The following is a 20,764-nucleotide window of genomic DNA, read 5'->3' as shown; positions in this document are numbered from 1 at the left end:
GGTCTTGCTATGGCGATTGAACTGTCAAATCTAACATTTACCAATCGGGCGGATATTGTCCCCGCGTCGGGGGTCGAGGAAATACTCAATACAGGTGTTGCTAATCCTCTTGGTGGCAACGACATAATTACTGGTACGGGGAAAATTGTTACCGGAGTCTACAGCAACAATTTTTTCTTTGTTAATATTAGCGGATTCTATAACAACGGCACACTTAATACCGCCCACGGTAACGACATAATCACGGGCACCGTCAATGGCGATGACGTATTCCTTTACGATTCCCATGCTGGTATTTTAAACAACTATGGGATTATTCATACCGATGATGGTAACGACATAATCACAGGAATTCTCCAAACTCCCGGCTCCTATAACTCTCCTACTGCTGGTATTTATAACCACTATGCTACCATAAATACCGGGGATGGTAATGACATAATTACTGGCACTGTTGAGGGAATAATCACTGGTATTAGCCAGGTCGGTGTGGGAATTCAAAGCGACTATGGCACTATCTATACTGGTGATGGTAATGACACAATTACGGGTACTGGTAGCCAGGATTTAGGTATATTTATTAATTACGGTGGCACCCTCGATACTGGAAAAGGGAATGATGTAATCACGGGTATTGGCAGGAGTGGCATCAACAACTTTATGGCCACCTTTAATACTGGGGACGGTAACGATATAATAACTGGCACTACCAACGAATTATATGGCTGGGGGATCCGCAACTCTGGATCTATGGATACTGGCAATGGCAATGACGTAATCACTGGCACTAACATTATCGGTGGTGGTGTCGGTATTTGGAACGAGGAAGGCGGCAACATCGATACTGGTGATGGTAACGACATAATCACTGCCATTAGCCAGGCAGGTCTTTACAACTTTGGTAGCATTAATACTGGTAATGGTACCGACTCCATCATTCTTGAGGGATATAATCAGATTGGTAGCGTATTTTTAGGAGATGGTAAAGACTATTTTAAGGGCTTTGGTAGTGGTGTTTTAAATGGTGGAAACGGTAAGGACATACTGGAATTAACGTCGGGGTCGAGAAGTTATACCGTCGGTATATCGGGAACAACGGTGAAGTTCACTCAGCTTAATGACGTTGGGATAAATGACATTTTGATAACTTCCGAGTTTGAAGAACTCATAGCTGGTAGCACAAAGTATGACTTCAGCCGTCTAACCAACGGTCAAACAATTAATGTGGTTTAGCAGTCTGTTTGAGAATTAGGGAACAGCTAGTTAACAGAAAAGTTGGGCTGTCCTAAAAGGTCTTTAATTCTTTATTGATAACGCTTTTCGGCAATTTCCTAAAAGAATGGGAGTTTTGGTTGTGGGGATGGGTTCTGGTTGTTGGTTTATACTTGAGAGCTAACTTACCTCCGTTCCCCTTTCCCGTTTATTGAAATCCACGTCACCCTTGAAAAATTAGTCAGTTAATCAACTCTAAACCAGACCTGATGTGTAAGCGGTCAATGCTTTCAGAAAGCCCCAGCAAACTACCGGAGCTTAACACACAATTACTTCAGCTTCAAAGCCCTTGATTGCACCTGAATGAGTAACCTTTCAGCAGTCTGTTGAATCGCATCATCAGGTGCATATCCTGAATACCAATCAGTCGGATAGGGGTATCTTGCACTATGCCTACAAATACTGCAACGTTAAGCAGGCAACCCTAACCCCTTCAGAATCATGGGTAATAACTTGGTACACGCCTCTACAATGCTGGCAGTCTGGGGCAAACTGCTCAATGTTGCCTCAAACATCTTCCTCGCTTTCCGTGTCAGCCCTTGTTTTTTAGCAGGTTCCTCTGTTTGCTTAGCTTCTGCTAAAGCTTGCACCTGCTCTAATAAATCCACTTTGTCGGGGTCGGATAGATCGGAATCACTTTCGATGGCTTGTTGGAGTTGTGCCAGGAGTTCTTTGATGTTGGGTTCCGAAGGTTCCGAGGAATCGGGCAACTGATTGAGAGTGTTGGTCACGCTGCCGCTAATCGTGCCCAAATTAACGACTCCATCACCGCCAACTAACCCGCTGATGTCGCCAATGCTGCCACCCCCTGAATGAATGTTGATTCCTTTGTTTTGAGTCATTACTAATTCTCCTTTAATGATTTGAATTGTTTCTGCGTGAATCTTAGATTGATGCGTACCTGTTTCGATAAACTGCTCAATCGTATCCTTAAGTGTACGAATTTCACCATCTTGTTCGGCCAGTTTTAGCTGAACGGCAAGCGGCAATTCTTTCTTGATTCGAGCGTAATCTCTAAAATACTGATGGCTTAACTCTGATTTGTCGGCTCCTGGCGCAGTTGTAAACCTGAGATTCAAGCCATTGTTGCCCCGCCGTTCGATAGCCACAAACCGCAGCTCTTGCTCTGGATGGTTGGTGGATAAGTTTTTAAGTGCAATGGAGATAGCGCGGGGGTCAATATCCTGACTGTGGTACAAATCTAGAGTATCCACGTAAGGCTTGATGAAATCAGCAAACTCACCCTGAGCAAAAGTTTCCCCCCAGTTATCCGGTTTCCGCAATCGGTTGGGATTATCTTTGGTTTCCAGGCGCATGAATACATAGTCGCATTGCACGTCCTCTAGCTTGGTGCTACCTGTAATCCCCCAATCTTCGATACAAGCTCCCGTGAGAATTGCTCCCGTCATATTTGTACCATCGAGTTGTGCTTGCTTCAGGATGGCTCTGGACAAATTAGCATTCCGCAAATTAGCGTTGTTGAGGTTTGTTCCAATAAAACTGGCATCTTGTAGATTTGCACCTTGTAGGTTCACTCCTTCCAAATTCAAACCATCAAAGTTTTGAGCCTGTCCGTTAAGTGTGACGACCAGTTGCCGAATTTGCGGATTGGCAAGGTAGGTATTGTCTAGACGAGCATAATTAAGTGCTTTAACTTCATAGAAACGAGTACAAGTAAGACTAGCCTCTCGGAAGTCGCAAAACTTAAGCGTTGCACCAGTAAAGTCTACATCAGTTAAGTTGGCTCCCTTAAAGGAATTTCCTCCTCTTGTCACTATTGCTATTACTGCTTGCAGCCTCCATAATCCACCCAAACTGCAAGTGAGTGCTTTCTGGCTAAGATGCCAGGAAATTGCAATAGTTACAATTACGATCGGCATTACTTTGGTTAGGGGTACACTTATAATAGTTACTGCAAGCATTGGGATAAATGTACTTACAGTAGCTATCACAATAGAGCCTAGTGAAACTCTCAATAAAATTAGCGATAAAGTGGCTAGTTCTATACTTATTGAAACTAACACTATGGCTCCAGATCCTAAAAAAAAAGGAACACTTACGTCAAGGCTATTCGTTGGGGAAGGCAGAGTGATCGATAATAATAGAAGTGGCAGTAAGGCTCCTATACCTATAATAGTTCCCAGAACAAAGTTTTTTCGTATACTACTAAATAATGTGATACTTAAAGAAAGTAAAACTGAAACCCCATAAGGGAATGAAGATTTTGTCAATAATCCCGTTGCTAGTAAGCTTCCTGCTCCTAGGAAACAACCAGCTAAGCTAGCTAACAGTAGTGTTGCAAAAAGCAGGAAAACTTGCCAGCTCCATTTAATTCCAAAATTAACATTATGGAACTTTGATTTTTCAAGGTTTACCTTAGTAAAATCTATTCCTTGTAAAACAGCAAAATCAAAACAGGTTTCTGCCCACCCTACATCATGCGGTCGTTGCATTTCTTAAATAATGATAAGCTACTGAATTATCAGCCTACTTCACTACACCTTTTGTCACAGTCAGCATGACCGTTTCTCCAGCAATTAACTAGGCATACTAATTGAGGAATAGCGTCAGGGGGGCGGTCTGGTATATCAAATACTCCTGGTGGAATAATTCTTTTAATATTAATTCCTTCCGACGTACTTGAAGAGTCTACCACCTCAAACTGAAAATTTTTGATGGCATTATCTATTGGATTTAAGGAGTTATCTGAAGACTCGTCGAAAAGAGAATCAGATAATTGAACCGTAGTTATTCTGAAGCTGATGAGTGACTTAATCCATTCTGTTGCAAGCTCTTTTTGCTCCTTAGAGAGATTGTCCCATCCCGGACATAAAATCTTTGCTGTCATACTGCTAGCTCCCCTAATTTTTAGGTTAAAGAATAATAGGAGTAAATCAGATGCTTTATCAGCCCTGAAGTTACTGCACTCGCAACTGGTGAACGAACTGACGACTTCCACTTTCTTTGAGGCTATCCGCCGTTCGCACTACCTCGTCAAACGCCACCTGAGCCATCGCATCATCGTGCTTCGACAAGTCTGGTAAAACTCCAGCATACATCCAAGCTTGACCAATTCTACTCACTTACTAGAGCCTGGTTGCCACATCAGGACGGTTTTAGAATTGCTGGGAGACCAAAACCTACAGACAGCGATGGTTTACACTTGTGGAAGATTATCCAGCCAGCGTTGATGGATGCGTTTGCCCCAATTCTTCATCCCTAAAGGTTCTAACTTGCCTTATTTTTAGCTAACTAACAGCCACTATGACCGACTCGATCGCCACCCAACTCAAACAAGCTTCCGAGGGCTTACTCTTCGGAAGCGAAACCGATGCCCCTTTTGAGGTCATTCATTGGCCGGCACAGGGAGAACTCACTCCAGCGAAGTTGCTGCAATTGACGAACCATCCACCCGATGCTCCCGTAAAATTAGTGAGCGTTGATAAGTTCTTTGCGATCTCCACTCAAGAAGAAGATTGGCACGATGAAGAGGAAGAGGAAACGGCGAAGCGCTTTCAGAACTTAGTGAGCGTGTTGAAGCAAAACCTATCGCAATTGCAAGTTTACCGAGTTGGCAGCATTGAGATTGATGTCTACATCGTCGGGGAGACGGACGGTGGCGGATTGGCGGGGCTGTCTACGAAATTGGTCGAGACTTGATTGCAACAGACAGGATGAACTATGATTGTTTGTTAATCATTGAGTTACATAGCAACCATAATTAGAGTCAGGAAGAGAAGTTGTAATATGAACAAACCCGGCAAAGTATTTAGTTGGCTTGCTTCTCTTTACAGTTTTGGTATGCTAGGGATTTTATTATTCCTCTCTTACACAGAGAACAAGCCATACCAGATGGGTATTATAGCTTCCTTTCTTATGCTGCTAATTGTTTTTCCTCCCCTCTGGTCGTTCCTTGATCGAGAATATAATGTCAGAATTTACTGGCTAATCAAGTTTATTTTATGGATTGGTTGTTACGGATTCGTAATGGCAAATATTAATGCAGTTGGTTAAAATTATCAAGCAAAAAAGTATACTTGATAAAAGTTGTATCCCTTCTTTACTGACTGTCCACTTTGCTTTCAATCACCTGCTGAACCTGGGGAGACACATTCGATAAGAAGTTCAGCCCTGTTTCCTTCTCAACTTTTGCCACGGAAACTCGAAAGCTTTTCCATCCCGAACCTTTGACGCTGGCATCGTTGGGCATCATCACAGCGATCGTCCTAGTGTCGGCTCTAATTCCCTGCATCCCTAATCCTTGTCTATCCATCACCACGATAACTTTCCAATTCCTTGCCGGCACCGCAATCTTTTCTTTTTTGCCAATGCTGCCTTTTCTCCCCACTGGCCCTGCAATGATGTAAAGTTCCTTGCCCTGCTGCACGAGTGAGCGGCAATACTCTTCCAAATCACCCCAAACACCTCGGTTGAGTTCTGGCACTTGGGGCATCATATTGGTCATCAGGAAAGTAGCGCTGTTGTCTGCTTCATTGCGGGTACGGTCGGCACTGGGTGTAATGTGTCCCCGGTCGTAGCCGCTTCCGGTGTAATCTGTTGGTCGCACTTTGTACCAAGTATCCGGGAGTGCATCATCAGGCCGGAAGTTGTCTTGGCGATCGGCTGTTCCCATCCAAGAGCGGTTCAGTTGCCACGAAACCCAATTGGCGGTTTTAGTTTTGCTGTTGTAGGAAAGCACAAACTGCGGCTTCACCATCAGGTAGTTGTCGATGTTGGCAACACTCGAAGCTGCATTGCTGGGATTGCCCAGGAGTAAGTTGCGGTTGTTGATGGCTGAGCTGATGGGTTCTCTGGTTCCTGGTTTGGGCGTTGGACGTTGAACGCTTGGTTTTTCGCGACCAATTTGAGGAAGTCGAGAGGGTGGTGATGGCTCAGTCAGGTTGCAGCCGCTAAGAATCCCTACCAACATCAGAGCAATCGCCCATCCTTGATAACCTTGCCTCATTGCCACTACTCCTGCACTTGCTTGTTTCCCCTACTCTGCAAGCTTACAGCGTCATGACACTGGTGCTTCTGGCTCATTACTCATTACCATTCCTACTTTATCTATTCAGTATCTCAGTAATGCAGTAATGAATGCAGTAAGTAGTTAATGTGTGAAGCTAGCAGGTTGTAGAAGTGCGTTAACAGCAGAACTACCCAGAAGAGTCAGATTGGTTCCCATAGCTCAGTAACCTTGTTTTGATAGCAAATGCCAATACAAGTGCTAAACTACTGTAGCAAGTATTTCAGTAATGCAGTAAATAATGCAGTAAATGATGCAAAAAGGAATTATGGCAGCAATTGTAGCTTTCGTAAATCAGAAAGGTGGATGCGCCAAAAGCACGACAGCCGTACATTACGCCCATTGGCTTGTACAGCAGGGCAAGAGCGTGTTGGTAGTGGATGCCGATGCTCAGCGGTCTAGTTCTCAGTGGTGTAGCAAGATGGATTCACCAATTCCGTGTCAAGTAATCCAAAGTCCCGATGACTTGTTGGAGCAATTGGGTGAGTTAGCAGCAACGGTGGATTATGTAGTAGTGGATGGCCCTGCTGGGTTGAGTGAAGCGACCAGGGCAATCTTGATGAGAGCTGACTTAGCGGTGGTTCCAGTGCAACCGAGCGGTATCGACGTACAATCAGCCGCCGATGCGGTGAGACTCATCAAACAAGCTCAATCAGTGAGGCAAGGCCCGCCCAAAGCGGTCATGTTTCTCAGCCGTGCGGTGAAGGGAACGAAGCTCAAAACCGAAGCAATGGAGTTGTTAGGGAAACTTGCACCCACCATCAAAGTGCTCAAATCAGTGATTCACCAAAAACAAGTGATTGCTGATTCTTCGGGTCAAGCAGCTACGGTGTGGGATTTGGGCGGTCAACCTGCTAAAGATTCCGGGAAAGAGTACGGTCGATTGTTCAAGGAAATCATGGGAGTGTTGAAATGAGTACCAAGAAACGTAAACCCTTGGACAGCGCTCTCGAAGCGTTTGTCTTCGGCAGTCAAGAAGCTGCATCAACACCAACATCACCAGAAGCTGCACCGCCCGCACTAACACCCGCAGCATCACTAATAAGGGAAACACCGCCAACACTCGAAGCTGCATTGCCCGCTCTAACACCACCGAAGCCAGAAGCATCAGCAGCAGAATCAGTCCCCGCTCAATCAAAGGAGAGCAGTCTGACTCACCGACTCCAAGTACCCGATAAAGAAGCGACGGTCAGGTTTACTGTGGATATGTCGGAATCCCTGCACCGTAAACTGTCGATGCTGGCCGCCAGGACGGGGCGCAAGAAAGTGGATATTGTGCGGATGCTGCTGGAGGATGGATTGAAAGAAGTGGAGGGATAAAAGCGATTGTTCTAGCTCACATCAAGGTGCTCAAGAACTTCTTCCAACCATCAAATCTTGTAGCGGGCTGGTGACATAGTAGCCGGCCTACTAACCATCCGGCCAATCAGGGATTGAACCCTCCACACCAGGGCAAGCAGAATTTGTTAGTTTGTGTGGAAGGGTGTTCGTCCCTATCCAGCTCGCGATCGCATGGATGCGCCTTCAATCTATTAATACTGCGGACTGTTTCTGGAACGATACTACAAGCTTTACAGAGCAAGGATTGTAAAAAACTCGAATTAAATGCCGCGTCAGGGGGGGAGCTAACGTTGATTTAATGTTTCACAGTGGCTCAAAGTCCCAGAGAGTAAGCCATTGGGCTATATAGCAACTGTCCTGACTTTTGGGTAAGTTAGGTGGACAATTATCGGTGAGGCTCTCTGAAAAAAATATTTAGCAAACAATCTGGTGAATCATCCGGGCCAACAAAATGAGGAATGTATCTCTTGACTAATGTAGATATTGCTCAGCTCAGGAGAACTAACAGTGAAAACCAAGACACAATCCCAGAAACAAGTCACGACCCAGCTACAGGTACATCTACCTATTGTCGCTTTGACTGAAAAAGATATGTCTTCTGTCAACGGCGGCGCACAAATTAATGCGATTTAGAGGTTGAGAAACCTCTAAGGTTGCTCGTAAGACGGGCTAAGGAAATGAAGCATTAAACTCTAGTCCTGAAAGAATTAGTTTTTTAATACTTCCCTTCCGTTTCAATTGGTTAAAAGTTACTCAAACACCGAGGATTCTACAATGCACAATAAAAAGCTAAGTCAAAAACAAGCCAAAACATTGCCTTTGACACAACTACCTATTGTTACCCTGACTGACAAAGATATGTCTTCCGTCAATGGTGGTGGGCAACTTAATACGATTTAGAGGTTGAGCAACCTCTAAGGTTATTGGCTGATAGGAAGGGCTAAAGTAACGAGGACGTTAATCCGAGTTCTAAAAATAAGGAGAAACCAACGGATTCTTTCCCTTCCAACTTGTTACACTTCATTTTAATTTGGAGGATTCTACAATGGACAATCAAAAGCAATCTCAGAAACAACCCAAAACATTACCTTTGGCAAAATTGCCAATTGTTACCCTGACCGAAAAAGATATGTCTTCGGTCAACGGAGGGCGGATCGGTATGCCCGGTGGCGACTAGAAAAAGTGTGTGACCGAAAAAGATATGTCTCCTGTCAGTGGCAGTAGACAAATCAACCCAATTTAGAGGAAAGGAACCTCTAAGTTGGTTAGTCTGAGGGCTAAGGTAACGAATAATTTAATCCGAGTTCGGAAAACAATTACTTTCTTGATACTTATCTTTCCCTCCAATTTCTTACAATTCACTCAAACGCCGAGGATTCTACAATGGACACTAAAAAGCAATCTCAGAAACAAGCCAAAACATTACCTACGACACAACTGCCAATCGTCACCCTGACCGAAAAAGATATGTCTTCCGTCAACGGCGGCAGCGGTTACGCATGGACAAGTTAATCAACCTCTAAGGCAACTTTAGGAGGGAGTAAGGTAACGAGGGTTTAAACCCTCGTTATGAAAAGAAGGAGTAAAAAACCACTTTTTTTACCCTCCACTTTGTTACAATTCACTCAAGAACCGAGGATTTTATAATGAACACGAAAAAGCAATCCCAGAAACAAGGCAAAACCTTACCTTTGACAAATTTGCCAATTGTTACCCTGACAGAAAAAGATATGTCTTCCGTTAACGGCGGAGGTTACAATTCATGGGCTGGTTAATCAACCTCTAAGGTGAGTGGTAGAAGGGGCTAAGTAAACGAGGGATTCACCCCAAGTTCTGAAAAGTAGGGAAGTAGTGAAAACTACTAATCTTCCCCTCCAATTTGTTAAAGTTAACTAAAAAATGGAGGATTCTAGAATGGACAATAAGAAGCAATCCCATAAATTAGGCAAAACCTTACCTTTGACCAATTTGCCAATAGTGACCCTGACCGACAAAGATATGTCTTCCGTTAACGGCGGAACTCAAAGAGTATGGAGCGGTTGATGGATAGCAACTGATCAAGTAAAGATTGGCGCTACCTAGTAGCTGTTCAAAAGTCTAAAAAGTTAACCCGGAGAGGATTGCTCTAGTAACAAAAGAGCAATATTTCTATTTCCTCTCTGGGTTATTTGTTTATTAGCCAGCATCCTGGTGCTCTACCCTTGTAAGTATGTTTAGTGATTCCAACCCAGACCTGCTCCGCCCAGCCAAAAGCGATGAATTTCTGCCTTCCATAAGTCTTTGGACAACCCTAGGCGGTATATTGCTGATGGGAAGCGTTGGTGCAGCGCTCACCCTCACCGCCGTTACGAAATACAGCATCACCGTCAAAGCTACCGCCACCGTTCGGCCTGTTGGAGAAGTTCAGATAGTACAAGCAGCCACAGAAGGCAGGGTCGAAAGTATTCCGGTGAAAGAGAACATGGCGGTAAAACAGGGAGAGATGATCGCAGTTATCGACTCGTCCCAATCTTTGACTAAAAAAAGTCAATTACAAGGAAATATCCAGCAAAATCAACTGCAACTGCGTCAAATTTCGGCTCAAGTTACCGCTACAGAGGAGCGAATCGCAGCAGAAAATTGGGGGATGGAACGCGCAATTGCTTCCGCCGAAGCCGATTTAAGCCGCAACCAACAGGAATATCGAGAACGAAAACTGACCACAGTTGCCGAAGTTGAAGCAGCCGCAGCTAATTTTCAATTAGCCCAACTGGAAAGGCAAAAAGCCCAAGAAGAATTGCAAAAAGAACAGGCTTATTTACTGAAAATAGCGGCGAATTTAAAAGCAGCAGAGGCAAGTTTTAAAGCAGCCGTTTCTAAGCAAAATCGCTATCAACCGTTGCGAGAATCTGGAGCAATTTCCCTCGACTTACTAGAAGAAACCCAACGAGTTGTTGAACAGCAAGAACAAGCCGTTGCTGGGGAACAAGCAGCGGTGGCAACGCAACGACAAGCCATTGAAAGCCAAAGAAGAACCGTTGAGAAACAACAGCAAGCCGTTGAAGTAGCTGCCGCTAAATTAAAAGTCGTTCAAGCTGCCCTTAATCCTAGCGCCGCACCTGTAGCAATCGCTTCTGAACGAATTGCCCAAGAAAAATCTAAGGGCGAAGCAGGTTTGGCGATGTTAAAAAAAGAACGAGAAGCGCTAATTCAAAGCCGCCATGAAATCCAAAATCGAATCAACCGGGATCTGCAAGAACTCCAACAAATTGGTATCGAACTCAAAAAAACGGTAATTACCGCCCCCGCCGACGGTACTATCCTCAAACTGGAACTGCGAAATTCGGGTCAGGTGGTACGCCCTGGAGAATCCATTGCCCGCATTGCTCCAAGTAATGCCTCCCTTGTCATTAAAGCTCGTGTGGCAGTTCAAGATATTGGCCACGTTCGAGTCTGCAAAGAAGAAAAAGTCTCAGACTGTACGCAGGGCAAAGCTCAATTGCAAGTTTCTGCTTATCCTTATCCCGATTATGGCACACTCAAAGGTGCGGTAAGGGCGATCGCTCCCGATGCAATTACACCTGATAGCCAGGATGCGGGTGCAGCTACTCCCTACTACGAAGTGACCCTTCAACCTGAAAAACTTTATCTAGAGAAGAGCGGCCATCGCTATCCCATCCAATCGGGAATGGAAGTTACATCAGATATTATCTCCACAGAAGAGACGGTACTTACGTTTATTCTCACCAAAGCAAGACTGCTGACAAATTTATAATTAAAAAGCCTAACTAATCCTCAAATTAATGGAGTTTTGTTGCTTGTTCTAAAATATAATTTGCGTACCAACATTCACAACTTTATCTACTGTAGTTTAGACTAACCAAAGATGAGAACGGTGGCAAAAGTAGAACTTGAGCCACCGCGCCGGGAGAGAATGAGGGTGAAAAACAAAACCTATCCACTCCCTCAATGAACAATGAACGATTAAAAGACTTTCCTGGGAGCAGCATACGAATTATTGGTGCAAGCCAAGGATGCCACTTTCGAGCTCATGGATGCAGTGATGACCACTCCGAATGCGTCGTGTTTAGCGGAATTTTCACTCAATCCATTATTCAAGCGTCAATGGGCAAGCATCTATGAAGCATTACAAGACACAAGGCCAGACCGGAAAAAACTGATGGAGTTGTATCTCGAGCAATTACAGAAAGAAGCACCCCCAACCGAACACATATTAGTAGCAATCGACCACACTGCATGGGGGAGACGAGATGCCAAAACATTAAAAGACAGAACCCATGAATATCAGAGAGGCTCCATTGTGGGTCAGGGATACAGTACCATTGCGTGGATACCTGAAGCTCTGCGTAAGTTGGGCATTACCCCTGCTCCATGAAAGAATTAGTAGTGGGTCTTCACCCATACTTCAAGCAGCTTCCCAACTCAAACTTGTCTGTGAACAGAGCGTCAACCCAGTTTTAGCAGTTTTGGATCGAGAATATGGGAATGCTTGTTGGGTACTGGCGCTAACGCAAGCTTCCATCCCTGCTGATTGTTTAATGAGAGTCCGAAAAAATGCCTGCTTGTGGTCAGCACCACCAGCATATAGTGGTCGCGGTAGACCGCGAAAACACGGGCAAAAAATGAGGCTGAATGACCCAACCACATGGCTTCAAGAGGATACTTCGATTGAAATTGACGAACATCCAGATTTGGGAAAAGTCCGAGTCAGACAATGGCTTAACTTGCATTTTTATCGTGCGGCCGAACATCCAATCAATTTAATTCTGATCGAAAGAATGAAGCCCATGTCAAATGGTCAGCCATTTCCACCCTTATGGTTGGCTTGGGTTGGAGAACGAACTCTACCATTAGAAACTGTTTGGTTTAAATATTTACGACGCTTTGGAGTCGATCATTGGTAACGGGAAAGCTAAGCAAAGATTGCATTGGACATTGCCTAATTTGAGAACTCCCGAACAATCCGAGCGTTGGAGTGATTTAATGCCATTGATGAGTTGGCAACTCTGGGACGGCTAGGGATTTAGTGGTTGAGAATGTATTACTGCAGGCAATCTGAAGCGTATCAGTTTAACTCCTGGACGTGTTGCCCAATCAATGTTTTCGCTTTTAGTTGACATTGGGACTCCTACAAAAATGCCTAAACAGAGGGGAAAATCCCCCGGCTGGGAAAAAGGAAGGGTACGGACGGTAGCACCGCGATATCCCACTGTGAAAAAACGGGTCTCTCGACGTAAAAAGTCTTCAAAATTAGTTATTTAATCTGATACCTCTTGAGTTTTTGAGTAACAGCTTGCCGGATATTCAAAGGCGGCTACTTTTGGCTGCAATCATTTTTTAGTCTAAACTACAGTTATCTAAGCCGCTGACATTATCTCAGTCCCTATTTTAGCAGTTGATTGAAGCCGATGCTTGTGACAAGAAACTAAGTGTCACTAACTTCATCCAAAAGTTATAAAGACATAATGAAAATAATGAATCAATGTTGGCATATTCTGTTGGATCTGAAATAAGAATGCTTAGACTGGCTAAATATCCTTGTGTTTTACAGCTTGCTGAATCTGACTGTGGGGCAGCTTGCTTCGCTACCGTTGCTAAACATTACGGGCGTACCTTAGCAATCAGCCATATTCGGGAACTGGTAGGCACGGGGCAGCAGGGAACCACGCTGCTAGGGCTGAAGCGGGGGGCGGAGGAGCTAGGTTTCAATGCTCAAGGAGTCAAAGCCTCACCAGAGATTATTGACCAAATCGACGCTCTCCCCCTGCCGGCAATTATTCACTGGCTGGGATACCACTGGGTAGTTTTGTACGGGCGACAGGGCAAGAAATACGTCATCGCTGACCCGGCTGTCGGTATCCGTTATTTATCCCGCCATCAGCTAACCGAAGGCTGGCAAAATTACATCATGCTCTTGCTCGAAGCAGACCCAACTCGCTTTGCGGAGCAACCAAACGATCGAATTAACATTCTGGGACAATTTTGGCAGCGCATCTGGCCTTACCGAGCCATTTTATCGGAAGCATTGCTGCTCAATCTTTTCTTGGGTTTGATTACTCTGGCTTTCCCGTTCTTGATCCAAATTCTCACTGATGATGTGCTGGTGCGGGGAGATACCAAGCTGCTCAACGGTGTCATTATTGCCACTCTAGTCATGAGTTTAATCGGTAGCGGACTGAGATTGGTGCAATCAAATTTGATCGCCCATTTTGCTCAACGGCTGGAGTTGGGGCTGATTCTCGAATTTATTCGAGCAATCCTGCGTTTGCCTCTCACTTATTATGAAACTCATCGCAGCGGTGAAATCATTAGTCGATTGCGAGATATTCAACGCATTAGAAGTATAATTTCTCAGCTTTTAGTTACTTTACCCAGCGAGTTTTTTATTGCTGCGGCTTCTTTGGGTTTCTTATGGTTTTATAGCTGGAAACTAATGCTGCTTGCCACCTCAATTGCAGCAGTGATGACGCTATCAACGCTGGTGTTTCTGCCAACTCTCCGGCAAAAAACGCGAACAGTATTAGCCGAAGACGGTGAAAACCAAGCAATTCTGGTAGAAACCTTTAAAGGAGGACTCACGCTCAAAACAACCTCTGCCGCACCTCAACTGTGGGAACAACTTCAGAGTCGCTCTGGCAAGGTAGCCAATCTGACATTTCGCACTATCCAGATTATGGTTGTTAACCGCACCTTTTCGGATGTAGTCTCTAATCTCGGTAGTGTGGGTATGCTTTGGTTCGGCAGCCAACTGGTGATTGCTAAGGAAATCAGCATCGGTCAACTCGTGGCTTCCTATACCCTGGCGCAAAATGTAATTCGCTTAATGGCTGATTTGATTGTCATCATCAATGAATCTATCTGGATTAGAACCGCTGTGGAACGCCTGACCGAGGTTACTGATGCCCAACCAGAAATGCAACCGGGTGATGTCAAAAAGCCTTTTGTAAAACTTTCTGAAAACGCTGATATTGTTTGCACCAACCTTAACTTTAACTATCCCGGTCAAGTGGATTTAGTCGAGGATTTTTCTGTGACGGTTCCCGGCGGTAAAGTCGTTGCTTTAATTGGAGAATCTGGTTGCGGTAAAAGTACCTTAGTCAAGCTAATTGCGGGCTTGTATCCCTTGCAATCGGGTAATATTCGCCTGGGAATTTATAACAGTCAAGACCTAGCTCTTGATTGTCTGCGCCAACAGATTATTCTAATTCCTCAAGAACCTCACTTTTGGAGTCGATCGATTCTCGCCAACTTTCGTTTGGGTTCCCCTCACGCTACTTTTGAGGAAATCGTTACCGCCTGTCAGCTAGCCAAGATTGATGAATTTATCAGCAAACTACCTGATAAATATCAAACTGTTTTAGGTGAGTTTGGGGCCAATATTTCTGGAGGACAGCGACAGCGGCTCGCCATAGCCCGAGCAATTGTTACCAACCCACCAATCCTGATTTTAGATGAATCAACAGCGAACCTCGATCCAGTGAGTGAAGCCCAAGTCCTAGATGGGCTCTTGTCTCACCGCCAAGGTAAAACTACGATTTTGATTAGTCACCGCCCTAGAGTCATCATGCGGGCTGATTGGATTGTGTTACTGGAACAGGGTAGAGTAAAACGGCAAGGTTCTTTTGATGAATTGCAAAAGCAGGCTGGCAACCATTTAGACTTCTTAACTCCTTGAAAACTATGGAGCCTATGGCTAATTAGGACTTGCTGAATAAGTGATAAACGGTAACGGGTGATGGTGATTCGATGGCGCGAGCAACACAAGTGTGCAGGATAAATAGGAGGTAAAAAAGGTAAACGAAGATTTGGTCTAAATCGGGTCACGGTCAAACTTGACAATACCTCACAAACAGCCGTTGCGATTTTTCTGCTAGTTGTAAATTTCTGGGTGGCAGGGGATATTTCGTTACAGTGCTTGGCATCGTGTCCTGTGCAAGTCCGTATTCCGGCTTTATACTTACAATGGGGGTAGCCGCGAATTTCTGGTGCTGTTGGGTAAGTTCTGGTTGCCTGGGGTGTGCCAGAATACGGAAGTTAATAATAGTCCTTTCTTTTTGGCATGATGAGCGTCAACTATGACCCTAAAGACCACAAGAACGTAGAAGCCTCGTTCCGAAAAGCTGTGGAGGTTAATCCCAACGAACCAGAAGCTTACATTAACTTGGGAATTGTTCTCTACGATTGTGGCAAGCTAGAAGAGGCGATCGCTCAGTACCAACAAGCCATTCAACTCGACCCCAATCGCTCTAACGCTCACTATCATTTGGGAATAGTTTTTGCCGAACAAGGTAATTTAGAGTCGGCAATGACTTGTTACGAACAAGCAATTCGGATTAATCCTGACGATGCACAGCCTTATGTTGGCATAGCCGCAGTTTTCAGCCAACAAAGCGATCGTTCTGCAGCTATTACCAAACTTCAAGAAGCCATTCGCCTTAACCCTAACCTCGTCCATACTCATACAAACTCCATACTAGCTCTCAAAACACCAGACCAATTAGAATCTGAAATTTCCCAACTTCAGAAAACTATCAGCCTTCATCCTAACGATGTGGAGGCTCATCTGAATTTAGGGAACGCACTAGGACAACTTGGGTTGACCAAAGAAGCGATCACAGCTTATCGGCAAGTAATTCGGTTTGATGAGAATAATGCGATAGCTTACTGTAAATTAAGTACAGTATTGATTAAGCAACGCCAGTTTAAGGAAGCGTTCACCGCCTGTCGCCGAGCCATTCAACTGGATGCCACACTCGCGATTGCCCATAATAATTTGGGAATTATCCTCGATCTCCAACGAAAAACCAACGAGGCGATCGCAGCCTACACCGAAGCCCTACAGCTCGATCCGAATTTAGCGCCAGCTCACCATAATATTGGAGCTATCTTACTCCAGCAGCGCCAACTAGATCTCGCTAGTATTAAGTTCAGGCAAGCAATTCGATTTGCTCCAAATCTTGTCTTTGCTCACTATAGCTTAGGATGCGTTTTTTTTCAACAAGCCAAAAACGCTCAAGCTCAAGCTAAATTTCAGCAAGCACTTTGCTTTCATCCTAATCTAAAAATCGCTAAACAGGGTTTGTGGCTAGCGCAGTTGCAGCAAAACAAAATAGCCAACGCTGTTTTTATCGGAGTAGGAATTATTGCTTTAAGTGTGTTGATTGGGTCACTACCGGGGGTTATTTCTCCATACGATGCCAATATTGCTCGTTTTGTTCTTTCGTTTAATCCTAATGATGCTAACCTTCATGTTTACTTAGGATTGACTTTGCAGGAGAAAGGTAAGCTAGAAGAGGCAATGGTTCACTACCAAGAAGCTATTCGGCTCAATCCTAACGCTCCCTTGGCTCACTTCCACTTGGGGTTGGCTTTACACAATCAAGGTCAATCTCAGCAAGCTATTTTCCACTATAAAGAGGCAATTCGTATTAATCCTCAGTTTATAGAAGCTTATAATAATTTAGGAAATATTTTATATAAACAAGGTCAAGTCGAAGAATTGATCGCCCTACTTAAGGTAGTAGTTTCGCTCAATCCTCGCGATGCAGTTATCCGCAAAAATTTAGCAGTTCTTTCCTATAACGCAGGCATTGATTTACAGAAGCAAGGAAAGGCGCAGGATGCTATTGCTGCATATCGTGAAGCGATTCGTCTGACTCCTAACTATACACCCCCCTACAATACTTTGGCGTTAATTCTCGCATCTCAGGGTAAAAGCGATGAGGCAATTTTACTATATAAACAGGCAGTTAAAATTAACCCTGACCTGTGGGGGACTCAAATTAACTTAGGAAATACTCTCTGGCGTCAAGGTCAATTAGACGAAGCGATCGATCACTATCGAGAAGCTATTCGCAGCAATCCCGACTATGTTAAGGCTTACTATGGCTTAAGCTATGTTCTGTCTCAAAAAGGTCAACAAGCAGAAGCGAAGGCCCTTAAACAAAAAGCACGAGATTTGGAGAAAAAGACTCAAAACGTTCCCAATAATCCACCATATTGAAAGACAGAATTCAATCTATGGGTTCAACGAATATAGGGTAAAAAGTAGCTAAGTTGGTAGTATTATTTGTCTAATTATATTTCTTCAAGCGGCTGTATAACATTTGCAGCACTTCTAATTTGTGGGATTATACCAATTTAATATGAAGTTGTATAGAATAGGGCTTCAAGAATAAACTTGTAAGATGACAAGGAACTAATTTGTGAGCGGGGTGATTTTTCCAAGAACTTGTTTCAATCGCTCTCGCAATTGCTCCAGTGTTGTAAAAACTTCTCCAACAAGTTGCTGTTTGATATATTCCCAGACCCTTTCAATTGGATTAAGTTCTGGATTCTGTGAGGGTTGACCGACAGGAATTAAATTTTCTGGCCAGGAAAGTTCATTAGAGTTGGTTTAGCAACCGCAAAGATCTGGAATATATTAGGTATTGTTTGAAAATAGCCCGTCAGGACATTCGTGTTAATGTTTTAGAGGCAATTGTCTGTCATGAGGGAACAGAAATCAGAAATTGCTAATGTCAATTACGATGAAGTTGAGAAATTAAGCCATTCTTGCATCCAAGTTTGGTGTGAAAAACACAATGCAAAATGGGAAGAGGTCGAACGGATTTGTACACTAAGCCAGAAAAAGCAGGAGATAGTTTGGCAGATTTATTGATTTGACTTTCCAGTTCCCCGCTAAGAATTCCCAGTTGCCTTTCTTGGCATCAAATTTTACAGGCTTTAAGCTGTGCCATCCATTCCCCAAATCCCACACGGCGAAAGCGAGTAGGCTCCGTCTTAGTAGGTTCCAGGACTTGCCAAGAGTGCCAGGGAAAATGACCGATTGGAAGAACACTGCTATTGGAAGCGGACTGTTTAGTGGTTAAATCCTTAAATTTGAGCCAGGTTCCGTTTTGCTTCCATCCCACAACTTCTCCAAACTTCGTGTAATCTCGATTCACTTGAGGACTTTCCCAAATTTGGCGCTGGATACCGAACCCAAAACGTGAGCCGCTTGCTTGTCGCCAAAGTTGATCTAGAGTTTTGAGATGTTTACAGGGCATCGAGCGGATTTGTTCGGGTGTAATCTCGTCTACAGTTTGTTTAAGTGCCAAGGCATCCGTTGAAATCACCGCCTCTTTAAATAGATCGCTGATTGCCGAATCCATCCATCGCCAATCCCCAGCTTGTGCTGCTTTCTTCAAATCGTATGAAGGCCAAAAGCAACCCTGCTTAGAAATTGCGCCATTTGTCATGGTGGCGTTGCAAAGCCGTGTATCGCGAAAACTCGTAATACCCGTATCGGTCAAATCCGCTCGATCGAGATAAGCCGGATCATGTTTGAGTTCGCTGAAGTCAGCGCCTACCAGTTTTGCCCCAATCATAATCGCTCCCTGCAAATTGGCCTCTCTAAAACGCGCACCATTCAGGCTAGCGTTGCTTAAGTCTGCCTCTTGGAGGATGGCATTAGAGAAATTGGCTCTGGTAGCCTGAGTATAGGAGAGCAAAGCATTGGTTAAATTTGCTCCGCGCAAGTCGGTGTCAATCAGGCGGGTAGCGGCACCAGAGAAGTCTGTCCCTTGGAGGTTTGCCCGTCGTAGGTTCGCCTCTGATAAATCTGCCTCTCGGAAAACTTGCCGAGAAAAATCGGCACCGGCTAAGTTTTTACCGCTCCATTGCACGGCCCTCAATTCAAGAATCTTCTCATACCTACGCAGACGGTGCCAGTGGGAAAATTTGGCTAGGGCAAAGATAGCGATCGCACTTCCTCCCAATCCTCCCAAGATCCACCAAACACTCTTTTTGTGCCACATCCTGAATTACCCGCACTAAGAATTTTGCCAGCTTATTCTAAGCCAAAATTGAGAAAATTCTGTCGATCGGCTTTCAAATTTGCCGTTGGCTTGCATTATAAGTACCTTCGTGCAAATACCTGAGCAATATCAAATGCCAGCTTGTAAATTCATCTAGCCCATTTAGAAACATTCTTGGAATATCTGCCTCCGGTGCATTGGGTAGCCCCGTATTTAAAACTGTATTTCTCAGCGCTTCTAATTATTGTTTTTGGTGCTGGCGCATTGCGATGCCAAGGGCGGGGGAAGCTCCCACTCCCCGCGTTCCTCAGCACAAAAAGCCAGGTTTTACTGCAATCATGGCGTTGCTTAATCAGGGTATGAAAAAAATAACTTGAAAATCCCGAAGTTTTGTGGATACTGGTTTCTCTGACTTGCATATTGAGCCCTTCATACCCTAAATCAGCAACGCCCTTTACCTTTCGCTTCAAATCAATTCTACAGTTTCACGCTTGCATCGCCCACTACCTCGGTCTATACCTGTGCTGACATAACGCATCTCAAGAGCTAATCTCAAAGTTAGTTCTTTACCGCAATTGCTCATGGGTAGCCAATCTACAGCCAAAACTATCTTTCTGGTCGCCTCTATGGTGGGCTGGCTTATCGTTGGTGCATCTTTGATGTATCTTTTTCCGGTCGTCGCAGATTGGTTAATATCCTCCGATCTCACCCATCTATGGATGCAGACCCTCAGCCTTAGCGGTTACAATCCTATGCTGGCTTGGGTAGGAGGAGGCATCACTCTGGTTATTACCGTGTCGGGGTATATCATCTGGCATCAGAGGTTTGAAGGCAAGATTTAGAGCGATCGAGTTCTGAGTTCTTTGAAGTGTGCGAGGCTTTTGCGGTGAGGCGTAAAAAAAGCCTCCCAAGACGACTATCAGAATTTTAGATATTTATAAGTGCTGGTTTGATATACAGTGCTTACTTTTTGGAAAACAGCGAGTGCTATATTTCTGAAAGTTTGGGCTGCTGTAAAGCAAGATAGTATTAATGAATCTGAATTGACAACACTTAGTAAATTCTCAGTGATTTAGTCTTTAAGTTTCTGCTAGATTGCCTTTAGCTCTTAATAAGAGCATGGATAGTAGAGATTGAAAACTTAACTTTTATTTACAATATGCTTTCTATTTTATCTACTTTACGTCAAGTCTCTTCTCATTTGCTTCATAGCTTGATTCAAGCCCTCGCTGTGAATCCAGCCTACGAAACCACCGTAAATCATTTTGCCATCGGGATCGGCTAAAAAAATGTGGTCAACGCCGAGGGGGTTTTTCCAAGCCCTAAC

The 20,764-nt window shown here is 44.3% G+C and carries 20 protein-coding genes; 15 read left to right on the top strand and 5 right to left on the bottom strand.

The features are described from left to right. The first annotated feature begins 9 nt into the window (after window positions 1–9). Window positions 10–1,233: a hypothetical protein gene (locus QUA90_RS18415; protein WP_333214290.1), complete on the top strand. Its 1,224-nt coding sequence runs from the start codon at window positions 10–12 to the stop codon at window positions 1,231–1,233. Window positions 1,234–1,682: 449 nt separating this feature from the next. On the opposite strand, the gene QUA90_RS18410 is transcribed toward QUA90_RS18415, so the two are convergent. The 3 genes from QUA90_RS18410 to QUA90_RS18400 all read right to left on the bottom strand — a co-directional run bounded on the left by QUA90_RS18410 (window position 1,683) and on the right by QUA90_RS18400 (window position 4,355). Then, window positions 1,683–3,194, bottom strand: a complete 1,512-nt coding sequence (locus QUA90_RS18410; RefSeq protein WP_333214292.1) for a pentapeptide repeat-containing protein — start codon at window positions 3,192–3,194, stop codon at window positions 1,683–1,685. A 560-nt stretch (window positions 3,195–3,754) separates the two neighbouring features. Then, a complete protein-coding gene (locus tag QUA90_RS18405; RefSeq protein ID WP_333214294.1) occupies window positions 3,755–4,120 on the bottom strand; it encodes a hypothetical protein in 366 nt (121 codons plus the stop codon). 70 nt (window positions 4,121–4,190) lie between these two features. Next, window positions 4,191–4,355 carry a hypothetical protein gene (locus tag QUA90_RS18400; protein WP_333214296.1) on the bottom strand — a complete coding sequence of 55 codons (165 nt, stop codon included), beginning with the start codon at window positions 4,353–4,355 and terminating at the stop codon, window positions 4,191–4,193. A gap of 181 nt (window positions 4,356–4,536) precedes the next feature. Between QUA90_RS18400 and QUA90_RS18395 the strand changes: the two genes are divergently transcribed. Then, window positions 4,537–4,932 (top strand): nuclease A inhibitor family protein, encoded by a 396-nt coding sequence (locus QUA90_RS18395; RefSeq protein WP_333446980.1) that lies wholly within the window; start codon window positions 4,537–4,539, stop codon window positions 4,930–4,932. A gap of 400 nt (window positions 4,933–5,332) precedes the next feature. Here QUA90_RS18395 and QUA90_RS18390 read toward each other — a convergent pair whose 3' ends face one another. Next, window positions 5,333–6,238, bottom strand: coding sequence for a DNA/RNA non-specific endonuclease (locus tag QUA90_RS18390; RefSeq protein WP_333446978.1), 906 nt, complete (start codon window positions 6,236–6,238; stop codon window positions 5,333–5,335). 328 nt (window positions 6,239–6,566) lie between these two features. On the opposite strand from QUA90_RS18390, the gene QUA90_RS18385 reads away from it, so the two are divergent. The 12 genes from QUA90_RS18385 (at window position 6,567) to QUA90_RS18335 (ending at window position 17,642) form a co-directional block, all read left to right on the top strand. Continuing rightward, complete coding sequence (locus QUA90_RS18385; protein WP_333446977.1) at window positions 6,567–7,214, top strand: AAA family ATPase; 648 nt, start codon at window positions 6,567–6,569, stop codon at window positions 7,212–7,214. Further along, window positions 7,211–7,618 (top strand): hypothetical protein, encoded by a 408-nt coding sequence (locus tag QUA90_RS18380; RefSeq protein ID WP_333446975.1) that lies wholly within the window; start codon window positions 7,211–7,213, stop codon window positions 7,616–7,618. Before QUA90_RS18385 ends, QUA90_RS18380 begins: the two co-directional genes overlap by 4 nt. A 528-nt stretch (window positions 7,619–8,146) precedes the next feature. Further along, window positions 8,147–8,272 carry a hypothetical protein gene (locus QUA90_RS18375; RefSeq protein WP_333446973.1) on the top strand — a complete coding sequence of 42 codons (126 nt, stop codon included), beginning with the start codon at window positions 8,147–8,149 and terminating at the stop codon, window positions 8,270–8,272. 412 nt (window positions 8,273–8,684) lie between these two features. Continuing rightward, window positions 8,685–8,816 carry a hypothetical protein gene (locus tag QUA90_RS18370; RefSeq protein ID WP_333446971.1) on the top strand — a complete coding sequence of 44 codons (132 nt, stop codon included), beginning with the start codon at window positions 8,685–8,687 and terminating at the stop codon, window positions 8,814–8,816. 206 nt (window positions 8,817–9,022) lie between these two features. Beyond that, window positions 9,023–9,151, top strand: coding sequence for a hypothetical protein (locus QUA90_RS18365; RefSeq protein ID WP_333446969.1), 129 nt, complete (start codon window positions 9,023–9,025; stop codon window positions 9,149–9,151). A gap of 134 nt (window positions 9,152–9,285) precedes the next feature. Then, window positions 9,286–9,414, top strand: coding sequence for a hypothetical protein (locus QUA90_RS18360; protein WP_333446967.1), 129 nt, complete (start codon window positions 9,286–9,288; stop codon window positions 9,412–9,414). A 139-nt stretch (window positions 9,415–9,553) separates the two neighbouring features. Then, complete coding sequence (locus QUA90_RS18355) at window positions 9,554–9,682, top strand: hypothetical protein (RefSeq protein WP_333446965.1); 129 nt, start codon at window positions 9,554–9,556, stop codon at window positions 9,680–9,682. A gap of 166 nt (window positions 9,683–9,848) precedes the next feature. Next, the gene (locus tag QUA90_RS18350) at window positions 9,849–11,393 is read left to right on the top strand and encodes an HlyD family efflux transporter periplasmic adaptor subunit (RefSeq protein WP_333446963.1); all 1,545 of its coding nucleotides are present in this window, start codon (window positions 9,849–9,851) and stop codon (window positions 11,391–11,393) included. A gap of 276 nt (window positions 11,394–11,669) precedes the next feature. Further along, complete coding sequence (locus QUA90_RS30460) at window positions 11,670–12,014, top strand: hypothetical protein (RefSeq protein WP_445300120.1); 345 nt, start codon at window positions 11,670–11,672, stop codon at window positions 12,012–12,014. Beyond that, window positions 11,917–12,543 carry a transposase gene (locus tag QUA90_RS18345; protein ID WP_333446962.1) on the top strand — a complete coding sequence of 209 codons (627 nt, stop codon included), beginning with the start codon at window positions 11,917–11,919 and terminating at the stop codon, window positions 12,541–12,543. The genes QUA90_RS30460 and QUA90_RS18345 overlap by 98 nt, the downstream gene beginning before the upstream one ends. Before the next feature lie 611 nt (window positions 12,544–13,154). Next, on the top strand, window positions 13,155–15,314 hold the full coding sequence (locus QUA90_RS18340; RefSeq protein ID WP_333446960.1) for a peptidase domain-containing ABC transporter: 2,160 nt from the start codon (window positions 13,155–13,157) through the stop codon (window positions 15,312–15,314). Window positions 15,315–15,698: 384 nt separating this feature from the next. Further along, window positions 15,699–17,642, top strand: coding sequence for a tetratricopeptide repeat protein (locus tag QUA90_RS18335; RefSeq protein ID WP_333446957.1), 1,944 nt, complete (start codon window positions 15,699–15,701; stop codon window positions 17,640–17,642). A gap of 706 nt (window positions 17,643–18,348) precedes the next feature. On the opposite strand, the gene QUA90_RS18330 is transcribed toward QUA90_RS18335, so the two are convergent. Beyond that, window positions 18,349–19,437 (bottom strand): pentapeptide repeat-containing protein, encoded by a 1,089-nt coding sequence (locus tag QUA90_RS18330; RefSeq protein ID WP_333446955.1) that lies wholly within the window; start codon window positions 19,435–19,437, stop codon window positions 18,349–18,351. Between the two features lie 581 nt (window positions 19,438–20,018). Between QUA90_RS18330 and QUA90_RS18325 the strand changes: the two genes are divergently transcribed. Further along, entirely contained in the window at window positions 20,019–20,279 is a 261-nt protein-coding gene (locus tag QUA90_RS18325; protein ID WP_333326833.1) for a hypothetical protein, read from the top strand. The last annotated feature ends 485 nt before the right edge of the window (window positions 20,280–20,764 follow it).

The sequence above is a fragment of the Microcoleus sp. D3_18_C4 genome, from assembly GCF_036702355.1.
Classification (GTDB): domain Bacteria; phylum Cyanobacteriota; class Cyanobacteriia; order Cyanobacteriales; family Microcoleaceae; genus Microcoleus.
Note: the sequence above shows the minus strand (reverse complement) of the source record. Positions and strands in the feature narration are given on the sequence as shown.